Consider the following 16,343-nt stretch of genomic DNA (forward strand, 5'->3'; position numbering starts at 1 on the left):
TTCTCTCATGGTCAGAATGAGTGCCGACGAGCGCCGCGAGAGTGTCATCCGCGCCGCGCTCACCGAGTTCGGGCACGGCGGTTACGAGGGCACTTCGACGGAGGCGATCGCGCGCCGGGTGGGTGTCTCGCAGCCGTACCTCTTCCGGCTCTTCCCCGGCAAGCGGGCGATCTTCCTGGCCGCGGTGAGCCGTGGCCTGAGCGAGGTCCGGCTGGCGTTGGAAGCGGCGGCGCGCGACGCGCCGGCGGGGGAGGAGCGGGTGCATGCGATGGGCGCGGCGTACCAGCAGCTCATCTCCGCCAATCCCGACGTGCTGCTGATCCAGGCGCAGGCGCACGTCGCGGTGGCCGCCGCCGAGCGCTCCGGCGATCACGAGCTGGGCCGGCGGGTCCGCGGCGAGTGGCTGGAGATCTGGGACGCGGTGCATCTGCAGCTCGGTGCGGACGCGGGCGAGACCACCCAGTTCCTGGGCTACGGGATGCTGACCAACACCCTGGTGCTGATGGGCTTCCCGGCCGAGCACCGGGTGTGGGGCGGCTTCTACGTGGCCGTGCAGCCGCCGCCGGAGTCAGAGCCGCAGCCGCAGTGTGCGCCGCAGGTCCGCGAGGAGGTTCCGGACACCCGCACCGGGTGAGTCCCCGCTGAGGCACCTGTGCCGGTCCTGTCGGTCCTGTCGGTACCTCGGGCCAGCTGAGCTGTGTGCGCGAAAGTTAGTGACTGATAACTCATTTCCCTTCCCCTGCTTCGGAGATACCGATGGACCAGCCAGCATCCCGCCGCGGCAGCGCCGTCTGGGCGCTGATCATCACCGGCGTCGCCAGCTTCATGGCCGCGCTCGACAACCTCGTCGTCACCACCGCCCTGCCCGCCATCCGTGACGATCTCGGCGGCGGCCTCGAAGAACTCGAATGGACCGTCAACGCCTACACCCTCAGCTTCGCCGTACTCCTGATGCTCGGCGCCGCCCTCGGCGACCGCTTCGGACGGCGCCGGATGTTCATCCTCGGCATCGGCCTCTTCACCGCCGCCTCCGCGGCTGCCGCGCTCGCCCCCGGCGTGGGCGGCCTGATCGCGGCGCGGGCGGTGCAGGGCGCGGGCGCCGCACTGCTCATGCCGCTCAGCCTGACCCTGCTCTCCGCCGCCACTCCGCCCGCCCGGCGCGGCGCGATCTTCGGCGTCTGGGGCGCGATCCAGGGCCTCGCCGTGGCCATGGGCCCGCTCATCGGCGGGGCCGTCACCGAACACATCTCCTGGCAGTGGATTTTCTGGCTGAACATCCCGCTCGGCATCGCGCTGATCCCGCTCTCCCGCGCCCGCCTGCTGGAGAGCCGTGGCCCGAACGGCCGTCTCGACGTCCTCGGCACCGTGCTGGCCAGCCTCGGCCTCCTCGGCATCGTGCTGTCCCTGGTGCGCGGCAACGCACAGGGCTGGGGCAGCCCGCAGATCCTGCTGGGCTTCACGGCCGGTGCGGCACTGCTGGTCGGCTTCGTGCTGTACGAGCGGCGCGCACCACAGCCCATGCTGCCGCTCCGCCTCTTCCGCTCCCGCACCTTCAGCGCGGTCAACGCGGCCAGCCTGCTGATGTCCCTGGGCATGTTCGGAGCGATCTTCCTGCTCGCCCAGTTCCTCCAGCTCGTCCAGGGCTACACGCCTATGCAGGCCGGGCTGCGCATGCTGCCGTGGACGGCCGTGCCGATGCTGGTGGCGCCTCTCGCCGGGATCCTCTCGGACCGCTTCGGCGGGCGGGTCATCGTCGCCACCGGGCTGTCCCTGATGACCGTCGGCCTCGGCTGGTTCGCGCTGATCACCGAACCCGACGTGTCGTACGCCGCCCAGGTCCCGGCCTTGGTCATCAGCGGCACCGGCATGGCGATGTTCTTCGCCCCGGTCGCCTCGCTGGTGATGGGATCGGTCCGGAGCGAGGAGCAGGGCATGGCGTCGGGCGCCAACAACGCGCTCCGCGAGATCGGCGGCACGCTCGGTGTCGCCGTCCTGGCCTTGGTCTTCGCCTCGTACGGCGGCTACGGGGCGCCGGACCACTTCGTCGACGGGCTGGTCCCCGCGCTCTGGGTCGGCACCGCCGCCCTGGCGCTCTCGGCGATCGCCGCGCTGCTCGTGCCGCGCGTCCGCCGGGCGGGCGGTGCCGGGGCAGCGACGGCCCCGGCAGAGGACCAGGCAGCGGATCGGGCGGCAGATGTCGCACCGGTCACGGAAGGAAAGGCGGCCCCCATGGCGCAGCGCTGACGGCGCCCCCGCGCGGCCCTTGGCGCACCCCCTCACCACCCACGCCCGCGCACGGGAGCGGCCACGGCGAAACGCCGGGGCCGCTCTCGTACTCTTGACGGCGTGCAGGAACTCCACGAAGCCCCTCTCGCCCCCCTGACCACCCTCCGGCTCGGCGGCCCCGCCGCCCGCCTCCGGACCGCGACCACGGACGACGAGGTCATAGCCGCCGTACGGGAGGCCGACGCCGCCGGCACGCCCCTGCTCGTCATCGGCGGTGGCAGCAACCTGCTCATCGCCGACAAGGGCTTCCCGGGCACCGCCCTGCGCATCGCCACCACCGGCTACCGGCTCACCGGCACCAGCCTGGAACTGGCCGCGGGGGAGAACTGGTCCGCGTCCGTCGCCCGCACGGTGGAGGCGGGCCTCGCGGGCATCGAGTGCCTGGCGGGCATTCCCGGCTCCGCGGGCGCGACCCCGATCCAGAACGTCGGCGCGTACGGCCAGGAGGTCTCCGCCACCCTCACCGAGGTCGTCGCCTACGACCGCCGTACCGGCGACACGGTCACGATCCCCCGGGAGGACTGCGGCTTCTCCTACCGGCACAGCCGCTTCAAGGCGTATCCGAGCCGCCATGTCGTACTCCGTGTCCGCTTCGAACTGGAGGACGCGGGCGGGCTCTCCGCGCCCCTGAAGTACCCGGATGCCGCGCGGATGCTGGGAGTCCAGCCAGGGGAGCGGGTCGCGGCGGAGGAGGCCCACGACGCGGTGCTCAAGCTGCGTGCGGGCAAGGGGATGGTGCTCGACCCGGAGGACCACGACACCTGGTCGGCGGGCTCCTTCTTCACCAACCCGCTGCTCACCGAATCCGAGCACGCCGCGTTCCTCGCCCGGGTCGCCGACCGGCTCGGCCCGGAGGCGGCGCCGCCCGCCTTCCCCACGGGGGACGGCCTGATCAAGACCTCGGCGGCCTGGCTGATCGACAAGGCGGGCTTCGCCAAGGGTTACGGCACCGGGCCCGCCCGCATCTCCTCCAAGCACACCCTCGCGCTCACCAACCGTGGCCACGCCACCACCGAGGACCTGCTGGGGCTGGCACGCGAGGTACGGGAGGGCGTGCGCCTGGCGTTCGGCGTGACCCTGGTGAACGAGCCGGTTACCGTCGGCTGCGCTGTGTGAGGGGCGCGCGTGAGTGAGGCGCGTGAGTGAGGCGCGTGAGTGAGGCGTTGGTGGGCGCTCACTCACCCTTCTAGAGTAAAAGGATGCCCACCGAGAAGCCGACCCGGTCCACGCGTGACCGCATCCTCGACGCCGCCCACGCACTCATGCGCACCATCGGCCTCGCCCGCACCACCACCAAGGAGATCGCCCGTGCCGCGGGCTTCTCGGAGGCGGCCCTCTACAAGCACTTCAGCAGCAAGGAGGAGCTCTTCGTACAGGTGCTGGAGGAGCGGCTGCCGCCACTCGGGCCGCTGCTCAACGAACTCGGCGCCGACCCCGGCGATCGCAGTGTCCACGCCAACCTGGCCGAGATCGCCACGCGTGCCGCGCTCTTCTACGAGTCGAGCTTCCCGATCGCCGCCTCCCTCTACGCCGACCCCACGCTGCTGCGACGGCACCACCGCGCGACACAGGCGCTCGGTACCGGCCCGCGCAAGCCGGTGGAGGCGCTCGCCCGTTACCTGCGCGCCGAGCGCGAGGCCGGGCGGATCCGCCCCGGCGCGGACCCGGACGCCGCAGCCGCCCTGCTGCTGGGGGCGTGCGCCCAGCGCGCGTTCCTGTACGACTTCCAGGGCGGAGAACGACCGGAGCAGCCGCTCGACGACTTCGCCTCCGCCGTCGCCCGCACGCTCCTTGAGGGCGTGGGCTGACGGCGGCGTGGGCTGACGGCGTGGGCTGGGGACCGGTCTGTGGGCGCGCCCCGGCCGGTCAGGGCTCGGACCGGAGCCAGTCCTCGATGCCCGCCAGCATCGCGTCACGCTCCCGCGCCGGTGCTGCCGAGGCGCGCACCGACTGGCGGGCCAGCTCGGCCAGTTCCGTGTCCGTGAACCCGTGCGCGTCCCGGGCGATCTCGTACTGCGCCGCCAGCCGGGAGCCGAACAGCAGCGGGTCGTCCGCGCCGAGCGCCATCGGCACCCCCGCGTCCCACAGCGTCCGCAGCGGTACGTCCTCCGGCTTCTCGTAGACACCCAGCGCGACGTTGGAGGCCGGGCACACCTCGCAGGTCACCCCGCGCTCCGCGAGCCGCGCGAGCAGCCGGGGGTCCTCCGCCGCACGCACGCCGTGCCCCACCCGCGCCGCCTGCAGGTCGTCCAGGCAGTCGCGGACGCTGGCGGGCCCGGACAGCTCGCCGCCGTGCGGCGCGGCCAGCAGCCCGCCGTCCCGGGCGATGGCGAAGGCACGGTCGAAGTCGCGTGCGAATCCGCGGCGTTCGTCGTTGGAGAGCCCGAAGCCGACGATGCCGCTGTCCCGGTAGCGCACCGCCAGCCGCGCGAGCGTACGGGCGTCGAGCGGGTGCTTCATGCGGTTCGCCGCGACCAGCACCTGGATGCCCAGGCCGGTGTCCCGCCGGGCGCGTTCCACCGCATCCAGGATGATCTCCAGGGCGGGGATCAGACCGCCCAGCCGGGGCGCGTACGAGGTGGGGTCGACCTGGATCTCCAGCCACCGGGAGCCGTCCCGTACGTCCTCCTCGGCGGCCTCCTGCACCAGCCGCTGGATGTCCTCGGGATCACGCAGGCAGGAGCGCGCCATGTCGTAGAGCCGCTGGAAGCGGAACCAGCCGCGCTCGTCCGTCGCGCGCAGCTGGGGCGGCTCGCCGCCCTTGAGCGCGTCCGGCAGGTGTACGCCGTGCTTGCCAGCGAGCTCCAGCAGTGTGCCGGGCCGCATCGATCCGGTGAAATGCAGATGCAGATGGGCCTTCGGCAGCAGCCGGATGTCTCGAACCGTCCCCATCTACCCTCCGTATCCGAATGCCCGCTGACCGGGCCGTCCCCGCCGATCCTGCTGTACGCCGCCGTACGCGGGCGGCCCGGTCCACCGAACGGGTGCCGGGCCGTCCATACGTACGGAGCTTGTCTAGTCCTTGGCCTCCGCCAGCAGCTGCTGGATCCGGGTGACCCCGGTCGCGAGGTCCTCGTCGCCCAGCGCGTAGGAAAGCCGCAGATAGCCGGGCGTACCGAACGCCTCGCCGGGTACGACCGCGACCTCCGCCTCCTCCAGGATCAGCGCGGCCAGCTCCACCGAGGTGGCGGGCCGCCTGCCGCGGATCTCCTTGCCGAGCAGGGCCTTGACCGACGGGTACGCGTAGAACGCGCCCTCGGGCTCCGGGCACAGGACGCCGTCGATCTCGTTCAGCATCCGGACCATCGTCCGGCGCCGCCGGTCGAACGCCTCGCGCATCCGCGCGACCGCTTCCAGGCCGCCGGAGACGGCGGCCAGGGTGGCGGCCTGCGCGACGTTGTTCACGTTCGATGTGGCGTGGGACTGGAGGTTGGCCGCGGCCTTGATCAGGTCCTCCGGGCCGACGACCCAGCCGACCCGCCAGCCGGTCATCGCGTAGGTCTTCGCCACGCCGTTGACCACGATGCACTTGTCACGCAGCTCGGGTACGACCACCGGGAGGGAGTGGAACTCGGCGTCGCCGTAGACGAGGTGCTCGTAGATCTCGTCCGTCAGCACCCACAGGCCGTGCTCGGCGGCCCAGCGGCCGATCTCCTCGACCTGCTCACGGGTGTAGACAGCGCCGGTCGGGTTGGAGGGGGAGACGAAGAGCAGCACCTTGGTGTGCTCGGTGCGGGCGGCCTCCAGCTGCTCGACGCTCACCCGGTAGCCGGTGGTCTCGTCCGCGACGACGTCGACCGGGACACCGCCGGCGAGCCGGATCGACTCGGGGTAGGTGGTCCAGTACGGGGCGGGGACGATCACCTCGTCGCCCGGGTCGAGGAGCGCGGCGAACGACTCGTAGATCGCCTGCTTGCCGCCGTTGGTGACCAGGATGTTCGCGGCCTCGACCTGATAGCCGGAGTCGCGCAGCGTCTTCTCGGCGATCGCGGACCGCAGCTCCGGCAGGCCGCCGGCCGGGGTGTAGCGGTGGTACTTCGGGTTGCGGCAGGCTTCGACGGCCGCCTCGACGATGTAGTCGGGCGTCGGGAAGTCCGGCTCGCCCGCGCCGAAGCCGATCACCGGGCGCCCGGCGGCCTTGAGAGCCTTCGCCTTGGCGTCCACGGCGAGCGTCGCGGACTCGGAGATCGATGCGATGCGGGCCGATACACGTCGTTCGGTCGGAGCCTGTACGGGTGGAGTGGCAGCGGTCATGCAGGCATGTTCCCAGACGCCCGCGGCGCCCCGCACCGGGGATTCGGGGAGTCTCGGGGAGTCGCGGCCCCAACCTGTTCGACGGGGCGGCGTGGACCACGTACACTCCTACGTCGTTGGCCCTCAATCAGTCGTTCCGTGCTGCGTACTCCATGCAGCCCCCCGGATGCGGTAGGTTGGGGGGACTACAAAGGGTCGTAGCTCAATTGGTAGAGCACTGGTCTCCAAAACCAGCGGTTGGGGGTTCAAGTCCCTCCGGCCCTGCTACACATTTGCCGATATGATGTGTGCTTGCGTACGTACTGAAATGCACCGCCGTGCGGCCGGGCCGGACGCCGCATGGCATCGACCCGGATCAGGTGAGGACGAGTGACGGAGATCACGGACTCCATCGAGGTCCCCGAGCCTGGACGGTCGTCGGACGACAACAAGCCCCGGCGCGGAGGCAAGCGCGGCAAGAAGGGCCCCTTCGGACGCCTCGCGCTCTTTTACCGACAGATCGTCGCGGAGCTTCGCAAGGTCGTATGGCCGACGCGGAACCAGCTCACGACGTACACGACTGTCGTGATCATCTTCGTAGTCATCATGATCGGGCTCGTGACCGTGATTGACTATGGATTCGCCGAGGTCATGAAAATCGTCTTCGGCTGAGTCCTGCCGCGGAGGCTGGCGAGCTACAGCATGTGCCCCGCAGAAGCAGCCACCGCATGTTCGACCCGAGAAGCCAGGAAGAAGCAGCCACCGTGTCAGACCCGAACCTGAACGACACCGTCGAGCCCGTAACGGGTGCCGACACCGCACGCGAGATCGCTGACGCGGCGGATGACAGTGTCGACCAGGCGGCAGCTGCCGATGTCGCTGTGGGCGAGTCGGCCGAGGAGGCCGCCGCCCAGGTCGAGACCGAGTCGACCGCGGAGACGGGCGAGGCCGCCGAGGCGGAGGAGTCCACTGAGGACTCCGGGGCTGAAGAGTCCGCTGGGGCCGAAGAAGCCGCTGAGGAGCCCGAGGCCGAAGAGGCCACTGAGGACGCTGAGGCGGAAGAAGCCGTCGAGGAGGCGCCGGTCGACCCGGTCGCCGCACTCCGCGATGAGCTGCGCTTCCTTCCCGGCGAGTGGTATGTGATCCACACCTACGCGGGGTACGAGAACCGCGTGAAGACTAACCTCGAGCAGCGTGCCGTCTCGCTCAACGTCGAGGACTTCATCTTCCAGGCCGAGGTGCCGCAGGAAGAGGTCGTCCAGATCAAGAACGGCGACCGCCGCACCGTCCGGCAGAACAAGCTCCCGGGCTATGTCCTGGTCCGGATGGACCTGACGAACGAGTCCTGGGGCGTCGTCCGCAACACCCCGGGCGTCACCGGCTTCGTCGGCAACGCCTACGACCCGTACCCGCTGACCCTCGACGAGATCGTCAAGATGCTCGCCCCGGAGGCCGAGGAGAGGGCAGCCAAGGCTGCCGCCACGGACGCCGAGGGCAAGCCGGTGAGCGGTCCCGGCCGCCGGGTCGAGGTGCAGGTGCTCGACTTCGAGGTCGGCGACTCGGTCACCGTCACCGACGGCCCGTTCGCGACGCTGCAGGCGACGATCAACGAGATCAACGCCGACTCGAAGAAGGTGAAGGGCCTCGTCGAGATCTTCGGCCGCGAGACCCCGGTCGAGCTCAGCTTCGACCAGATCCAGAAGAACTAGGCGCTGTCCGGGCGCGAGCAGGCGCCGACGCGCATCGGGAAGGCCCTCATCAGCGGGAAACCGCCTGGCGGGGGCCTTTTCTGATGCCCCGCGCGCATCGGGGCCGCTACCCGATTTCAGTGCCTGGCGCAGTACCCGCTATCGTGGTGCGGTATGCCTTCGTCCGACAGGCGGATCTCTACGGACTCCCGCGGCGGACGGCGGCGCCATCAACTCTCACTAGGACCCGGAGAGAGCATGCCTCCCAAGAAGAAGAAGGTCTCGGGGCTGATCAAGCTCCAGATCCAGGCCGGTGCGGCGAACCCGGCTCCGCCGGTCGGCCCCGCACTGGGCCAGCACGGCGTCAACATCATGGAGTTCTGCAAGGCGTACAACGCCGCGACCGAGTCGCAGCGCGGCTGGGTGATCCCGGTGGAGATCACGGTCTACGAGGACCGCTCCTTCACCTTCATCACCAAGACGCCGCCGGCCGCCAAGATGATTCTCAAGGCCGCGGGCCTGGAGAAGGGCTCGGGCGTGCCGCACACCAACAAGGTCGGCAAGCTCACGCCCGAGCAGGTGCGTGAGATCGCCACGACCAAGATGCCCGACCTGAACGCGAACGACCTGGACGCCGCCTCGAAGATCATCGCAGGCACCGCGCGCTCCATGGGCGTCACCGTCGAGGGCTGACCGCCGCAGAATCCCGTGGGAGGGCCGCAGCGCGGGCCCGCACCACGACTCCATATCCCCGCCTGCGGCGTCTGCCGCACGGCGTGATCGTCAGGAGCAGAAGTGAAGCGCAGCAAGTACCTCCGCAGCGCGGACGCCAAGATCGACCGGGACAAGGTGTACGCCCCGCTCGAGGCCATCCGCCTGGCCAAGGAGACCTCCTCGTCCAATTTCGACGCGACCGTCGAGGTCGCCCTGCGCCTGGGTGTCGACCCGCGCAAGGCCGACCAGATGGTCCGCGGCACCGTGAACCTCCCGCACGGCACCGGCAAGACCGCCCGGGTCCTGGTCTTCGCGACCGGTGACCGTGCTGCGGCTGCGGAGGCCGCGGGAGCCGACATCGTCGGCTCCGACGAACTGATCGACGAGGTCTCCAAGGGCCGTCTGGACTTCGACGCCGTCGTCGCGACCCCGGACCTCATGGGCAAGGTCGGCCGCCTCGGCCGCGTGCTCGGTCCGCGTGGTCTGATGCCGAACCCGAAGACCGGCACCGTCACCATGGATGTCGCCAAGGCCGTCACCGAGATCAAGGGCGGCAAGATCGAGTTCCGTGTGGACAAGCACGCGAACCTGCACTTCATCATCGGCAAGTCGTCGTTCGGCGAGACCACGCTGGTCGAGAACTACGCCGCCGCCATCGAAGAGGTGCACCGCCTGAAGCCGTCGGCCGCCAAGGGCCGTTACGTCCGGAAGGCGACCCTGAGCACCACCATGGGCCCCGGCATCCCCTTCGACGGCAACCGGACCCGCAACCTCCTCACCGAGGAGGACCCCGCCGCCGTCTGATCCACGGACATCGGCCGACGGCCACCTCGGCGTACGCGGCCGCGCGGCGAAGCGCAGCTGGGCCGGGCCCGCTCTCCTCGGAGGGCGGGCCCGGTCTTTGCCGTATCCGTGCGGGCACGGCCCGTCTCGGCACTGCGGGGCGGCAGAGATCATTGCGGACGCAGGGAATGTGAGGTGGGTCACAGCTCTGCCAGAGAGAGGAACCTCACGCCGGGCTCCGGTCGTCCCCCCAGTTAAGCAATAAATAAAGGCTATTAGGATCAGTCAGGCTTTCACTACGACAAACGCACTGACTCACAGGGGGATCCGTGTACAGGACTCGAATCACCGCGCTCGCCGCCGGCGTCGTCATGGTGGCAGGTCTGACGGCCTGCGGCAGCGAGAGCGCCGACGGCGGCGGCGACGACAAGGTGACCTCGGACAAGAAGGCCGGTGGCCTCTCACCGCTGGCGGCGCTGAAGAAGGCGTCGGACCAGACGGAGAAGCAGGAGTCCGCGAAGGTGGACGGCACCACCGACCAGGGCACTCCGCAGGGCACGACGTCCTCGACGATGAAGGGCGAGCTGACCTGGGCGGAGGGCGGCACCACCGGCAACATGGACATCACGCAGCGGGGCGGCATGGTCTCGGGCACCCCGACCGAGGGCAAGCCGATGAAGGCGCGCTACACGGCCGACGCGATGTTCATGAACATGGGTGACGAGTTCGCGTCCACGGCGGGTAAGGGCAAGCACTGGATCAAGTACGACTACGACAAGCTCGCCGAGACGGCGGGTGCCTCCGGTGCCTTCATCAAGGACCAGATGCAGAACAACAACCCGGCCCGCTCGGTCCAGCTGCTGATGGCGACGGGCAAGGTGGAGAAGGTCGGCACGGAGACGGTGCGCGGCAAGAAGGCCACGCACTACAGCGGTACGGTCGACGTCTCCGAGATGGCCCGTATGCAGTCCAAGGAGCTCAGCGAGACGGAGCTACAGGAGCTGCAGGACCAGCTGGAGCAGGCCGGGATGGAGAGCGAGAAGATCGATCTCTGGATCGACGGGGACAACCTCCTCGTGAAGAAGCAGGAGACCGCCAAGAGCAGCAACGGCAGCAGCGGCTCCTATGACTCGACCGTCTACTACGCGGACTACGGCACCGAGGTCACCGTCGAGGAGCCCCCGTCCGCCGACACGGTCGGCTTCGAGGAGCTGACCGGCCCGGGCGCGGGCGTCTGACCCGAGCTGGGGCTGATCGCAGCCGACGGCGGCGGGGGCGGATTTGCCGCCCCCGCCGCCGTGCGCGTAAGCTCTCCAGGAAGCCAAAGACCGCTGGTTTCCGGTGTGCCCCGTCCGGGGCGTGCCGGGTGAAGGATCCGCTAGCTGCGGACGACCCGCGCAGGTGTGTATGGATGAGCTCCCGGAAGTGTTTCCGGTCGAGTGTCGCCCCGTGCGCCTGCGCCGGGGCGTTTCGTTTTGCACAGCCCCTCCCCCCGCGGTCCAGATCACCCGGAAGGAGGCCGAGGCTCATGGCGAAGGATCAGGTCGCACCCGACAAGGTCGCTGCTGTCGAGGAGATGACGAACAAGTTTCGTGACTCCAGCGCCGCCCTCGTGACCGCATACACCGGACTCAGCGTGGCGCAGCTCAAGGAGCTGCGCCGTTCTCTCGGTGAGAACGCTCAGTACCGCGTGGTGAAGAACACGCTGACGAAGATCGCGGCCCAGGAGGCCGGGATCAACGAGCTGAACGACTACTTCGAGGGCTCGTCGGCCGTCGCCTTCGTGACCGGTGACCCGGTCACGGCGGCGAAGGGTCTCCGCGACTTTGCCAAGGCCAACCCCGCCCTGGTCATCAAGGGCGGAATCGTCGACGGCAGCGCGATGTCGGCTGCCGAGATCAACCAGCTTGCGGACCTCGAATCCCGTGAGGTGCTGCTCGCCAAGCTGGCCGGTGGCATGAAGGCGTCCATGGCGAAGGCCGCGGCGACCTTCCAGGCCCCGCTCACGAAGATGGTCCGCACCGCGGACGCTCTTCGCGACAAGGTCGAGCAGGGCGGTGCCGGTACGCCGGCTCCCGCCGAGGCCGAGTAGCACCACCGCTCGGTCGCAGCGGGCCTGCCCGCACGTGACGCATGCCGCGAGGCATGCGCCCGCCCCCATGTACATACCGGCACCAGCCGAATTAGTGGAAGGACCGCCATCATGGCGAAGCTCAGCCAGGACGACCTGCTCGCGCAGTTCGAAGAGATGACCCTCCTCGAGCTCTCCGACTTCGTGAAGAAGTTCGAGGAGAAGTTCGACGTCGAGGCCGCCGCCCCGGCCGCCACCGTTGTCGCCGCCCAGGGCCCCGCCGCCGAGGCCGAGCCGGAGCAGGACGAGTTCGACGTCGTCCTCACCGGTGCGGGCGACAAGAAGATCCAGGTGATCAAGGTCGTGCGTGAGCTGACCTCGCTGGGTCTGAAGGAGGCCAAGGAGCTCGTGGACGGCGCCCCGAAGGCCGTCGTCGAGAAGGTCGCCAAGGACGCTGCGGCGAAGGCCAAGGAGTCCCTCGAGGCCGCTGGCGCCTCGGTCGAGGTCAAGTGACCCACTGAGTCTCCGGGCCGCTCAGGCCCGGCCTCAAGCAGGGCCTCAGGCGCCACGGTGCCACCGTGGACCGCGCTGTACCGAAGGGCGATCACCCAGGTGGGTGGTCGCCCTTCGGCGTTGCCCTTCCCGCTTCCTTGCCCTGGGGTGAGGGGCGGGTATGGTGATCTTCGCTGCCCTGGGGGCCTTGACGAATGGCACGCAGCGCGCAATTCTCGGGACGCGTCGTTACGCCGATCCAGATCCGAGGCATGGATCGGAGACGAAGCGGGAAGCATCGATATGCGCCGGCAGCACGTACCGCGTGCCGCTTGCCTACACAGGAGAACGAGAGGGGGAGAGTGGCACTGCGCCAGTCTCCGAATAACCGCTCTGGACATCAGTGTGCCATGAGGCTACACTGACCCTTTGCGCTGCCTGTTAGCTGCTCCCTGCCCGTCACCAGGAGCACCGGTATGCGCGTAGTGAGTCCGAGCCCTCGGAAGGACCCCCTCTTGGCCGCCTCGCGCAACGCCTCGACTGCCAATTCGAACACCGGCGCCAGCACTGCCCCGCTGCGTATCTCTTTTGCGAAGATCCGGGAGCCCCTCGGGGTTCCGAACCTCCTTGCGCTGCAGACCGAGAGCTTTGACTGGCTGCTCGGTAATGACGCCTGGAAGGGTCGCGTCGAGGCCGCGCTGGACAGTGGTCAGGATGTCCCCACGAAGTCCGGTCTGGAAGAGATCTTCGAAGAGATCTCCCCGATCGAGGACTTCTCCGGGTCGATGTCCCTGACCTTCCGCGATCACCGGTTCGAGCCGCCGAAGAACTCCATCGACGAGTGCAAGGAGCGCGACTTCACGTTCGCGGCACCGCTCTTCGTCACCGCCGAGTTCACCAACAACGAGACCGGTGAGATCAAGTCCCAGACGGTTTTCATGGGCGACTTCCCGCTCATGACCGACAAGGGCACATTCGTGATCAACGGCACCGAGCGTGTCGTCGTCACACAGCTCGTCCGCTCGCCGGGTGCCTACTTCGACAGCTCCATCGACAAGACGTCCGACAAGGACATCTTCTCCGCCAAGATCATCCCGTCACGTGGTGCCTGGCTGGAGATGGAGATCGACAAGCGCGACATGGTCGGTGTCCGTATCGACCGCAAGCGCAAGCAGTCCGTCACCGTGCTGCTCAAGGCCCTGGGCTGGACGACCGAGCAGATCCTCGAGGAGTTCGGTCAGTACGAGTCGATGCGCGCCACCCTGGAGAAGGACCACACCCAGGGCCAGGACGACGCGCTGCTCGACATCTACCGCAAGCTGCGCCCGGGTGAGCCCCCGACCCGCGAGGCGGCGCAGACGCTGCTGGAGAACCTCTACTTCAACCCGAAGCGCTACGACCTCGCCAAGGTCGGCCGGCACAAGATCAACAAGAAGCTCGGCGGAGACGAGCCGCTGAACTCCAGCGTGCTCACCACCGCCGATGTCATCGCGACGATCAAGTACCTGGTCAAGCTGCACGCCGGCGAGACGGAGACGACTTCGGCCGAGGGCCAGACGATCGTCGTCGAGACCGACGACATCGACCACTTCGGCAACCGCCGTCTGCGCAACGTCGGCGAGCTCATCCAGAACCAGGTCCGTACGGGCCTCGCCCGTATGGAGCGTGTCGTCCGTGAGCGGATGACCACGCAGGACGTCGAGGCGATCACACCCCAGACGCTGATCAACATCCGGCCGGTCGTCGCCTCCATCAAGGAGTTCTTCGGCACCAGCCAGTTGTCGCAGTTCATGGACCAGACGAACCCGCTGTCGGGCCTGACCCACAAGCGCCGCCTCAACTCGCTCGGCCCCGGTGGTCTGAGCCGTGAGCGGGCCGGCTTCGAGGTCCGTGACGTGCACCCCTCGCACTACGGCCGGATGTGTCCGATCGAGACGCCGGAAGGGCCGAACATCGGTCTGATCGGTTCGCTCGCCTCCTACGGCCGCCTGAACGCCTTCGGCTTCGTCGAGACCCCGTACCGCGTGGTCCGTGAGGGCGTCGTCACCGACGAGGTGCACTACCTCACGGCCGACGAGGAGGACCGCTTCGTCATCGCCCAGGCCAACGCGCCGCTGGGCGAGGACATGCGGTTCGCCGAGGAGCGGGTCCTCGTCCGCCGCCGTGGCGGCGAGGTCGACCTGATCCCGGGCGACGACGTGGACTACATGGACGTGTCGCCGCGCCAGATGGTGTCCGTCGCGACGGCCATGATCCCGTTCCTGGAGCACGACGACGCCAACCGCGCGCTCATGGGCTCCAACATGATGCGCCAGGCGGTGCCGCTGCTGAAGGCGGAGTCGCCGCTGGTCGGCACTGGCATGGAGTACCGCTGCGCGGTCGACGCCGGCGACGTCATCAAGGCCGACAAGGACGGTGTCGTCCAGGAGGTCTCCGCCGACTACGTCACGGTGGCCAACGACGACGGCACCTACACGACCTACCGCGTCGCCAAGTTCTCCCGCTCCAACCAGGGCACCTCCTTCAACCAGAAGGTGCTCGTGGACGAGGGTTCCCGCGTGGTCGAGGACCAGGTGCTCGCCGACGGCCCGTCCACCGAGGACGGCGAGATGGCGCTGGGCAAGAACCTGCTCGTCGCGTTCATGCCGTGGGAGGGCCACAACTACGAGGACGCGATCATCCTTTCGCAGCGCCTCGTACAGGACGACGTCCTCTCCTCGATCCACATCGAGGAGCACGAGGTCGACGCCCGCGACACCAAGCTCGGCCCCGAGGAGATCACCCGGGACATCCCGAACGTCTCCGAGGAGGTCCTGGCAGACCTCGACGAGCGCGGCATCATCCGCATCGGCGCCGAGGTCGAGGCGGGCGACATCCTGGTCGGCAAGGTCACGCCCAAGGGTGAGACCGAGCTGACCCCGGAGGAGCGCCTGCTGCGGGCGATCTTCGGCGAGAAGGCCCGTGAGGTCCGCGACACCTCGCTGAAGGTGCCGCACGGCGAGACCGGCAAGGTCATCGGCGTGCGCGTCTTCGACCGCGAGGAGGGCGACGAGCTGCCCCCGGGCGTGAACCAGCTGGTCCGCGTCTACGTCGCCCAGAAGCGCAAGATCACCGACGGCGACAAGCTCGCCGGACGGCACGGCAACAAGGGCGTCATCTCGAAGATCCTGCCGGTCGAGGACATGCCGTTCCTGGAGGACGGCACCGCGGTCGACATCATCCTCAACCCGCTGGGTGTCCCGTCCCGGATGAACCCGGGCCAGGTCCTGGAGATCCACCTGGGCTGGCTCGCCTCCCAGGGCTGGAAGATCGACGGGATCGAAGAGGACTGGAAGAAGCGTCTGGCGGCGATCGGCGCGGACGAGGTGCGGGCGGGTACGAACGTCGCCACCCCGGTCTTCGACGGTGCCCGTGAGGACGAGATCACCGGTCTCTTCGAGTCCACCATTCCGAACCGCGACGGCGAACGGCTCGTCAAGTCGTCCGGTAAGGCAAACCTCTTCGACGGCCGCTCCGGCGAACCTTTCCCGGAGCCGGTCTCCATCGGCTACATGTACATCCTGAAGCTGCACCACCTGGTGGACGACAAGCTGCACGCCCGGTCCACCGGCCCGTACAGCATGATCACCCAGCAGCCGCTGGGTGGTAAGGCCCAGTTCGGTGGCCAGCGCTTCGGCGAGATGGAGGTGTGGGCGCTCGAAGCCTACGGCGCGGCGTACGCACTCCAGGAACTGCTGACCATCAAGTCCGACGACGTCACCGGCCGAGTGAAGGTCTATGAGGCCATCGTCAAGGGCGAGAACATCCCGGAGCCGGGCATCCCCGAGTCCTTCAAGGTGCTCATCAAGGAGATGCAGTCGCTCTGCCTCAACGTGGAGGTGCTGTCCTCGGACGGCATGTCCATCGAGATGCGCGACACCGACGAGGATGTTTTCCGCGCGGCGGAAGAGCTCGGTATCGACCTGTCCCGGCGCGAGCCGAGCAGCGTCGAAGAGGTCTGACGGGTCTGGCCGGCGTTCCCTGACCGGAGCCCGGCCGTCCCAGGACCCGCAGACCACGAACCTGCCTGCATATTC

At 68.9% G+C, this 16,343-nt stretch carries 13 protein-coding genes, 1 tRNA gene and 1 pseudogene; 13 read left to right on the forward strand and 2 right to left on the reverse strand.

Features of this window, described 5'->3' with window-relative positions; all coding sequences use genetic code 11:
• Positions 1–7: 7 nt before the first annotated feature.
• From LHJ74_RS20275 to LHJ74_RS20290, 4 genes and pseudogenes are all read left to right on the forward strand, one after another.
• Positions 8–634: a TetR/AcrR family transcriptional regulator gene (locus LHJ74_RS20275; protein ID WP_260219525.1), complete on the forward strand. Its 627-nt coding sequence runs from the start codon at positions 8–10 to the stop codon at positions 632–634.
• Positions 635–756: 122 nt separating this feature from the next.
• On the forward strand, positions 757–2,244 hold the full coding sequence (locus tag LHJ74_RS20280; RefSeq protein ID WP_260219526.1) for a DHA2 family efflux MFS transporter permease subunit: 1,488 nt from the start codon (positions 757–759) through the stop codon (positions 2,242–2,244).
• Between the two features lie 87 nt (positions 2,245–2,331).
• Positions 2,332–3,402: pseudogene (locus LHJ74_RS20285) on the forward strand (UDP-N-acetylmuramate dehydrogenase); the annotation flags it as partial.
• Between the two features lie 83 nt (positions 3,403–3,485).
• A complete protein-coding gene (locus tag LHJ74_RS20290; RefSeq protein WP_260219527.1) occupies positions 3,486–4,094 on the forward strand; it encodes a TetR/AcrR family transcriptional regulator in 609 nt (202 codons plus the stop codon).
• A gap of 58 nt (positions 4,095–4,152) precedes the next feature.
• Here LHJ74_RS20290 and LHJ74_RS20295 read toward each other — a convergent pair whose 3' ends face one another.
• Together LHJ74_RS20295 and LHJ74_RS20300 are read right to left on the reverse strand one after the other, a co-directional pair.
• Positions 4,153–5,178 carry an adenosine deaminase gene (locus LHJ74_RS20295; protein WP_260219528.1) on the reverse strand — a complete coding sequence of 342 codons (1,026 nt, stop codon included), beginning with the start codon at positions 5,176–5,178 and terminating at the stop codon, positions 4,153–4,155.
• 123 nt (positions 5,179–5,301) lie between these two features.
• Complete coding sequence (locus tag LHJ74_RS20300) at positions 5,302–6,540, reverse strand: pyridoxal phosphate-dependent aminotransferase (RefSeq protein WP_260219529.1); 1,239 nt, start codon at positions 6,538–6,540, stop codon at positions 5,302–5,304.
• Between the two features lie 191 nt (positions 6,541–6,731).
• On the opposite strand from LHJ74_RS20300, the gene LHJ74_RS20305 reads away from it, so the two are divergent.
• The 9 genes from LHJ74_RS20305 to rpoB all read left to right on the forward strand — a co-directional run bounded on the left by LHJ74_RS20305 (position 6,732) and on the right by rpoB (position 16,268).
• Positions 6,732–6,804 (forward strand) — tRNA-Trp (locus tag LHJ74_RS20305).
• Positions 6,805–6,909: 105 nt separating this feature from the next.
• Positions 6,910–7,191, forward strand: coding sequence for a preprotein translocase subunit SecE (gene secE, locus LHJ74_RS20310; RefSeq protein ID WP_260219530.1), 282 nt, complete (start codon positions 6,910–6,912; stop codon positions 7,189–7,191).
• A gap of 92 nt (positions 7,192–7,283) precedes the next feature.
• Positions 7,284–8,228 (forward strand): transcription termination/antitermination protein NusG, encoded by a 945-nt coding sequence (nusG, locus tag LHJ74_RS20315; RefSeq protein WP_260219531.1) that lies wholly within the window; start codon positions 7,284–7,286, stop codon positions 8,226–8,228.
• A 237-nt stretch (positions 8,229–8,465) separates the two neighbouring features.
• On the forward strand, positions 8,466–8,900 hold the full coding sequence (gene rplK, locus LHJ74_RS20320; protein WP_260219532.1) for a 50S ribosomal protein L11: 435 nt from the start codon (positions 8,466–8,468) through the stop codon (positions 8,898–8,900).
• 102 nt (positions 8,901–9,002) lie between these two features.
• On the forward strand, positions 9,003–9,725 hold the full coding sequence (gene rplA, locus LHJ74_RS20325) for a 50S ribosomal protein L1 (RefSeq protein WP_260219533.1): 723 nt from the start codon (positions 9,003–9,005) through the stop codon (positions 9,723–9,725).
• Positions 9,726–10,033: 308 nt separating this feature from the next.
• Complete coding sequence (locus LHJ74_RS20330) at positions 10,034–10,942, forward strand: SCO4651 family lipoprotein (protein ID WP_260219534.1); 909 nt, start codon at positions 10,034–10,036, stop codon at positions 10,940–10,942.
• Between the two features lie 290 nt (positions 10,943–11,232).
• Positions 11,233–11,796, forward strand: a complete 564-nt coding sequence (gene rplJ, locus LHJ74_RS20335) for a 50S ribosomal protein L10 (protein ID WP_260219535.1) — start codon at positions 11,233–11,235, stop codon at positions 11,794–11,796.
• Between the two features lie 111 nt (positions 11,797–11,907).
• Complete coding sequence (gene rplL, locus LHJ74_RS20340; RefSeq protein ID WP_260219536.1) at positions 11,908–12,288, forward strand: 50S ribosomal protein L7/L12; 381 nt, start codon at positions 11,908–11,910, stop codon at positions 12,286–12,288.
• 494 nt (positions 12,289–12,782) lie between these two features.
• Positions 12,783–16,268 carry a DNA-directed RNA polymerase subunit beta gene (gene rpoB, locus LHJ74_RS20345; protein ID WP_260219537.1) on the forward strand — a complete coding sequence of 1,162 codons (3,486 nt, stop codon included), beginning with the start codon at positions 12,783–12,785 and terminating at the stop codon, positions 16,266–16,268.
• Positions 16,269–16,343: the final 75 nt, after the last annotated feature.

Source organism: Streptomyces gossypii, assembly GCF_025165795.1.
GTDB lineage: Bacteria > Actinomycetota > Actinomycetes > Streptomycetales > Streptomycetaceae > Streptomyces > Streptomyces gossypii.

Excerpts from the sequence above, each read along its gene's own strand:
- LHJ74_RS20275 (WP_260219525.1), top strand. The coding sequence starts at position 8 with ATGGTCAGAATGAGTGCCGACGAGCGCCGCGAGAGTGTCATCCGCGCC.
- LHJ74_RS20280 (WP_260219526.1), top strand. The coding sequence starts at position 757 with ATGGACCAGCCAGCATCCCGCCGCGGCAGCGCCGTCTGGGCGCTGATC.
- LHJ74_RS20290 (WP_260219527.1), top strand. The coding sequence starts at position 3,486 with ATGCCCACCGAGAAGCCGACCCGGTCCACGCGTGACCGCATCCTCGAC.
- LHJ74_RS20295 (WP_260219528.1), bottom strand. The coding sequence starts at position 5,178 with ATGGGGACGGTTCGAGACATCCGGCTGCTGCCGAAGGCCCATCTGCAT.
- LHJ74_RS20300 (WP_260219529.1), bottom strand. The coding sequence starts at position 6,540 with ATGACCGCTGCCACTCCACCCGTACAGGCTCCGACCGAACGACGTGTA.
- rplK (WP_260219532.1), top strand. The coding sequence starts at position 8,466 with ATGCCTCCCAAGAAGAAGAAGGTCTCGGGGCTGATCAAGCTCCAGATC.
- rplJ (WP_260219535.1), top strand. The coding sequence starts at position 11,233 with ATGGCGAAGGATCAGGTCGCACCCGACAAGGTCGCTGCTGTCGAGGAG.
- rplL (WP_260219536.1), top strand. The coding sequence starts at position 11,908 with ATGGCGAAGCTCAGCCAGGACGACCTGCTCGCGCAGTTCGAAGAGATG.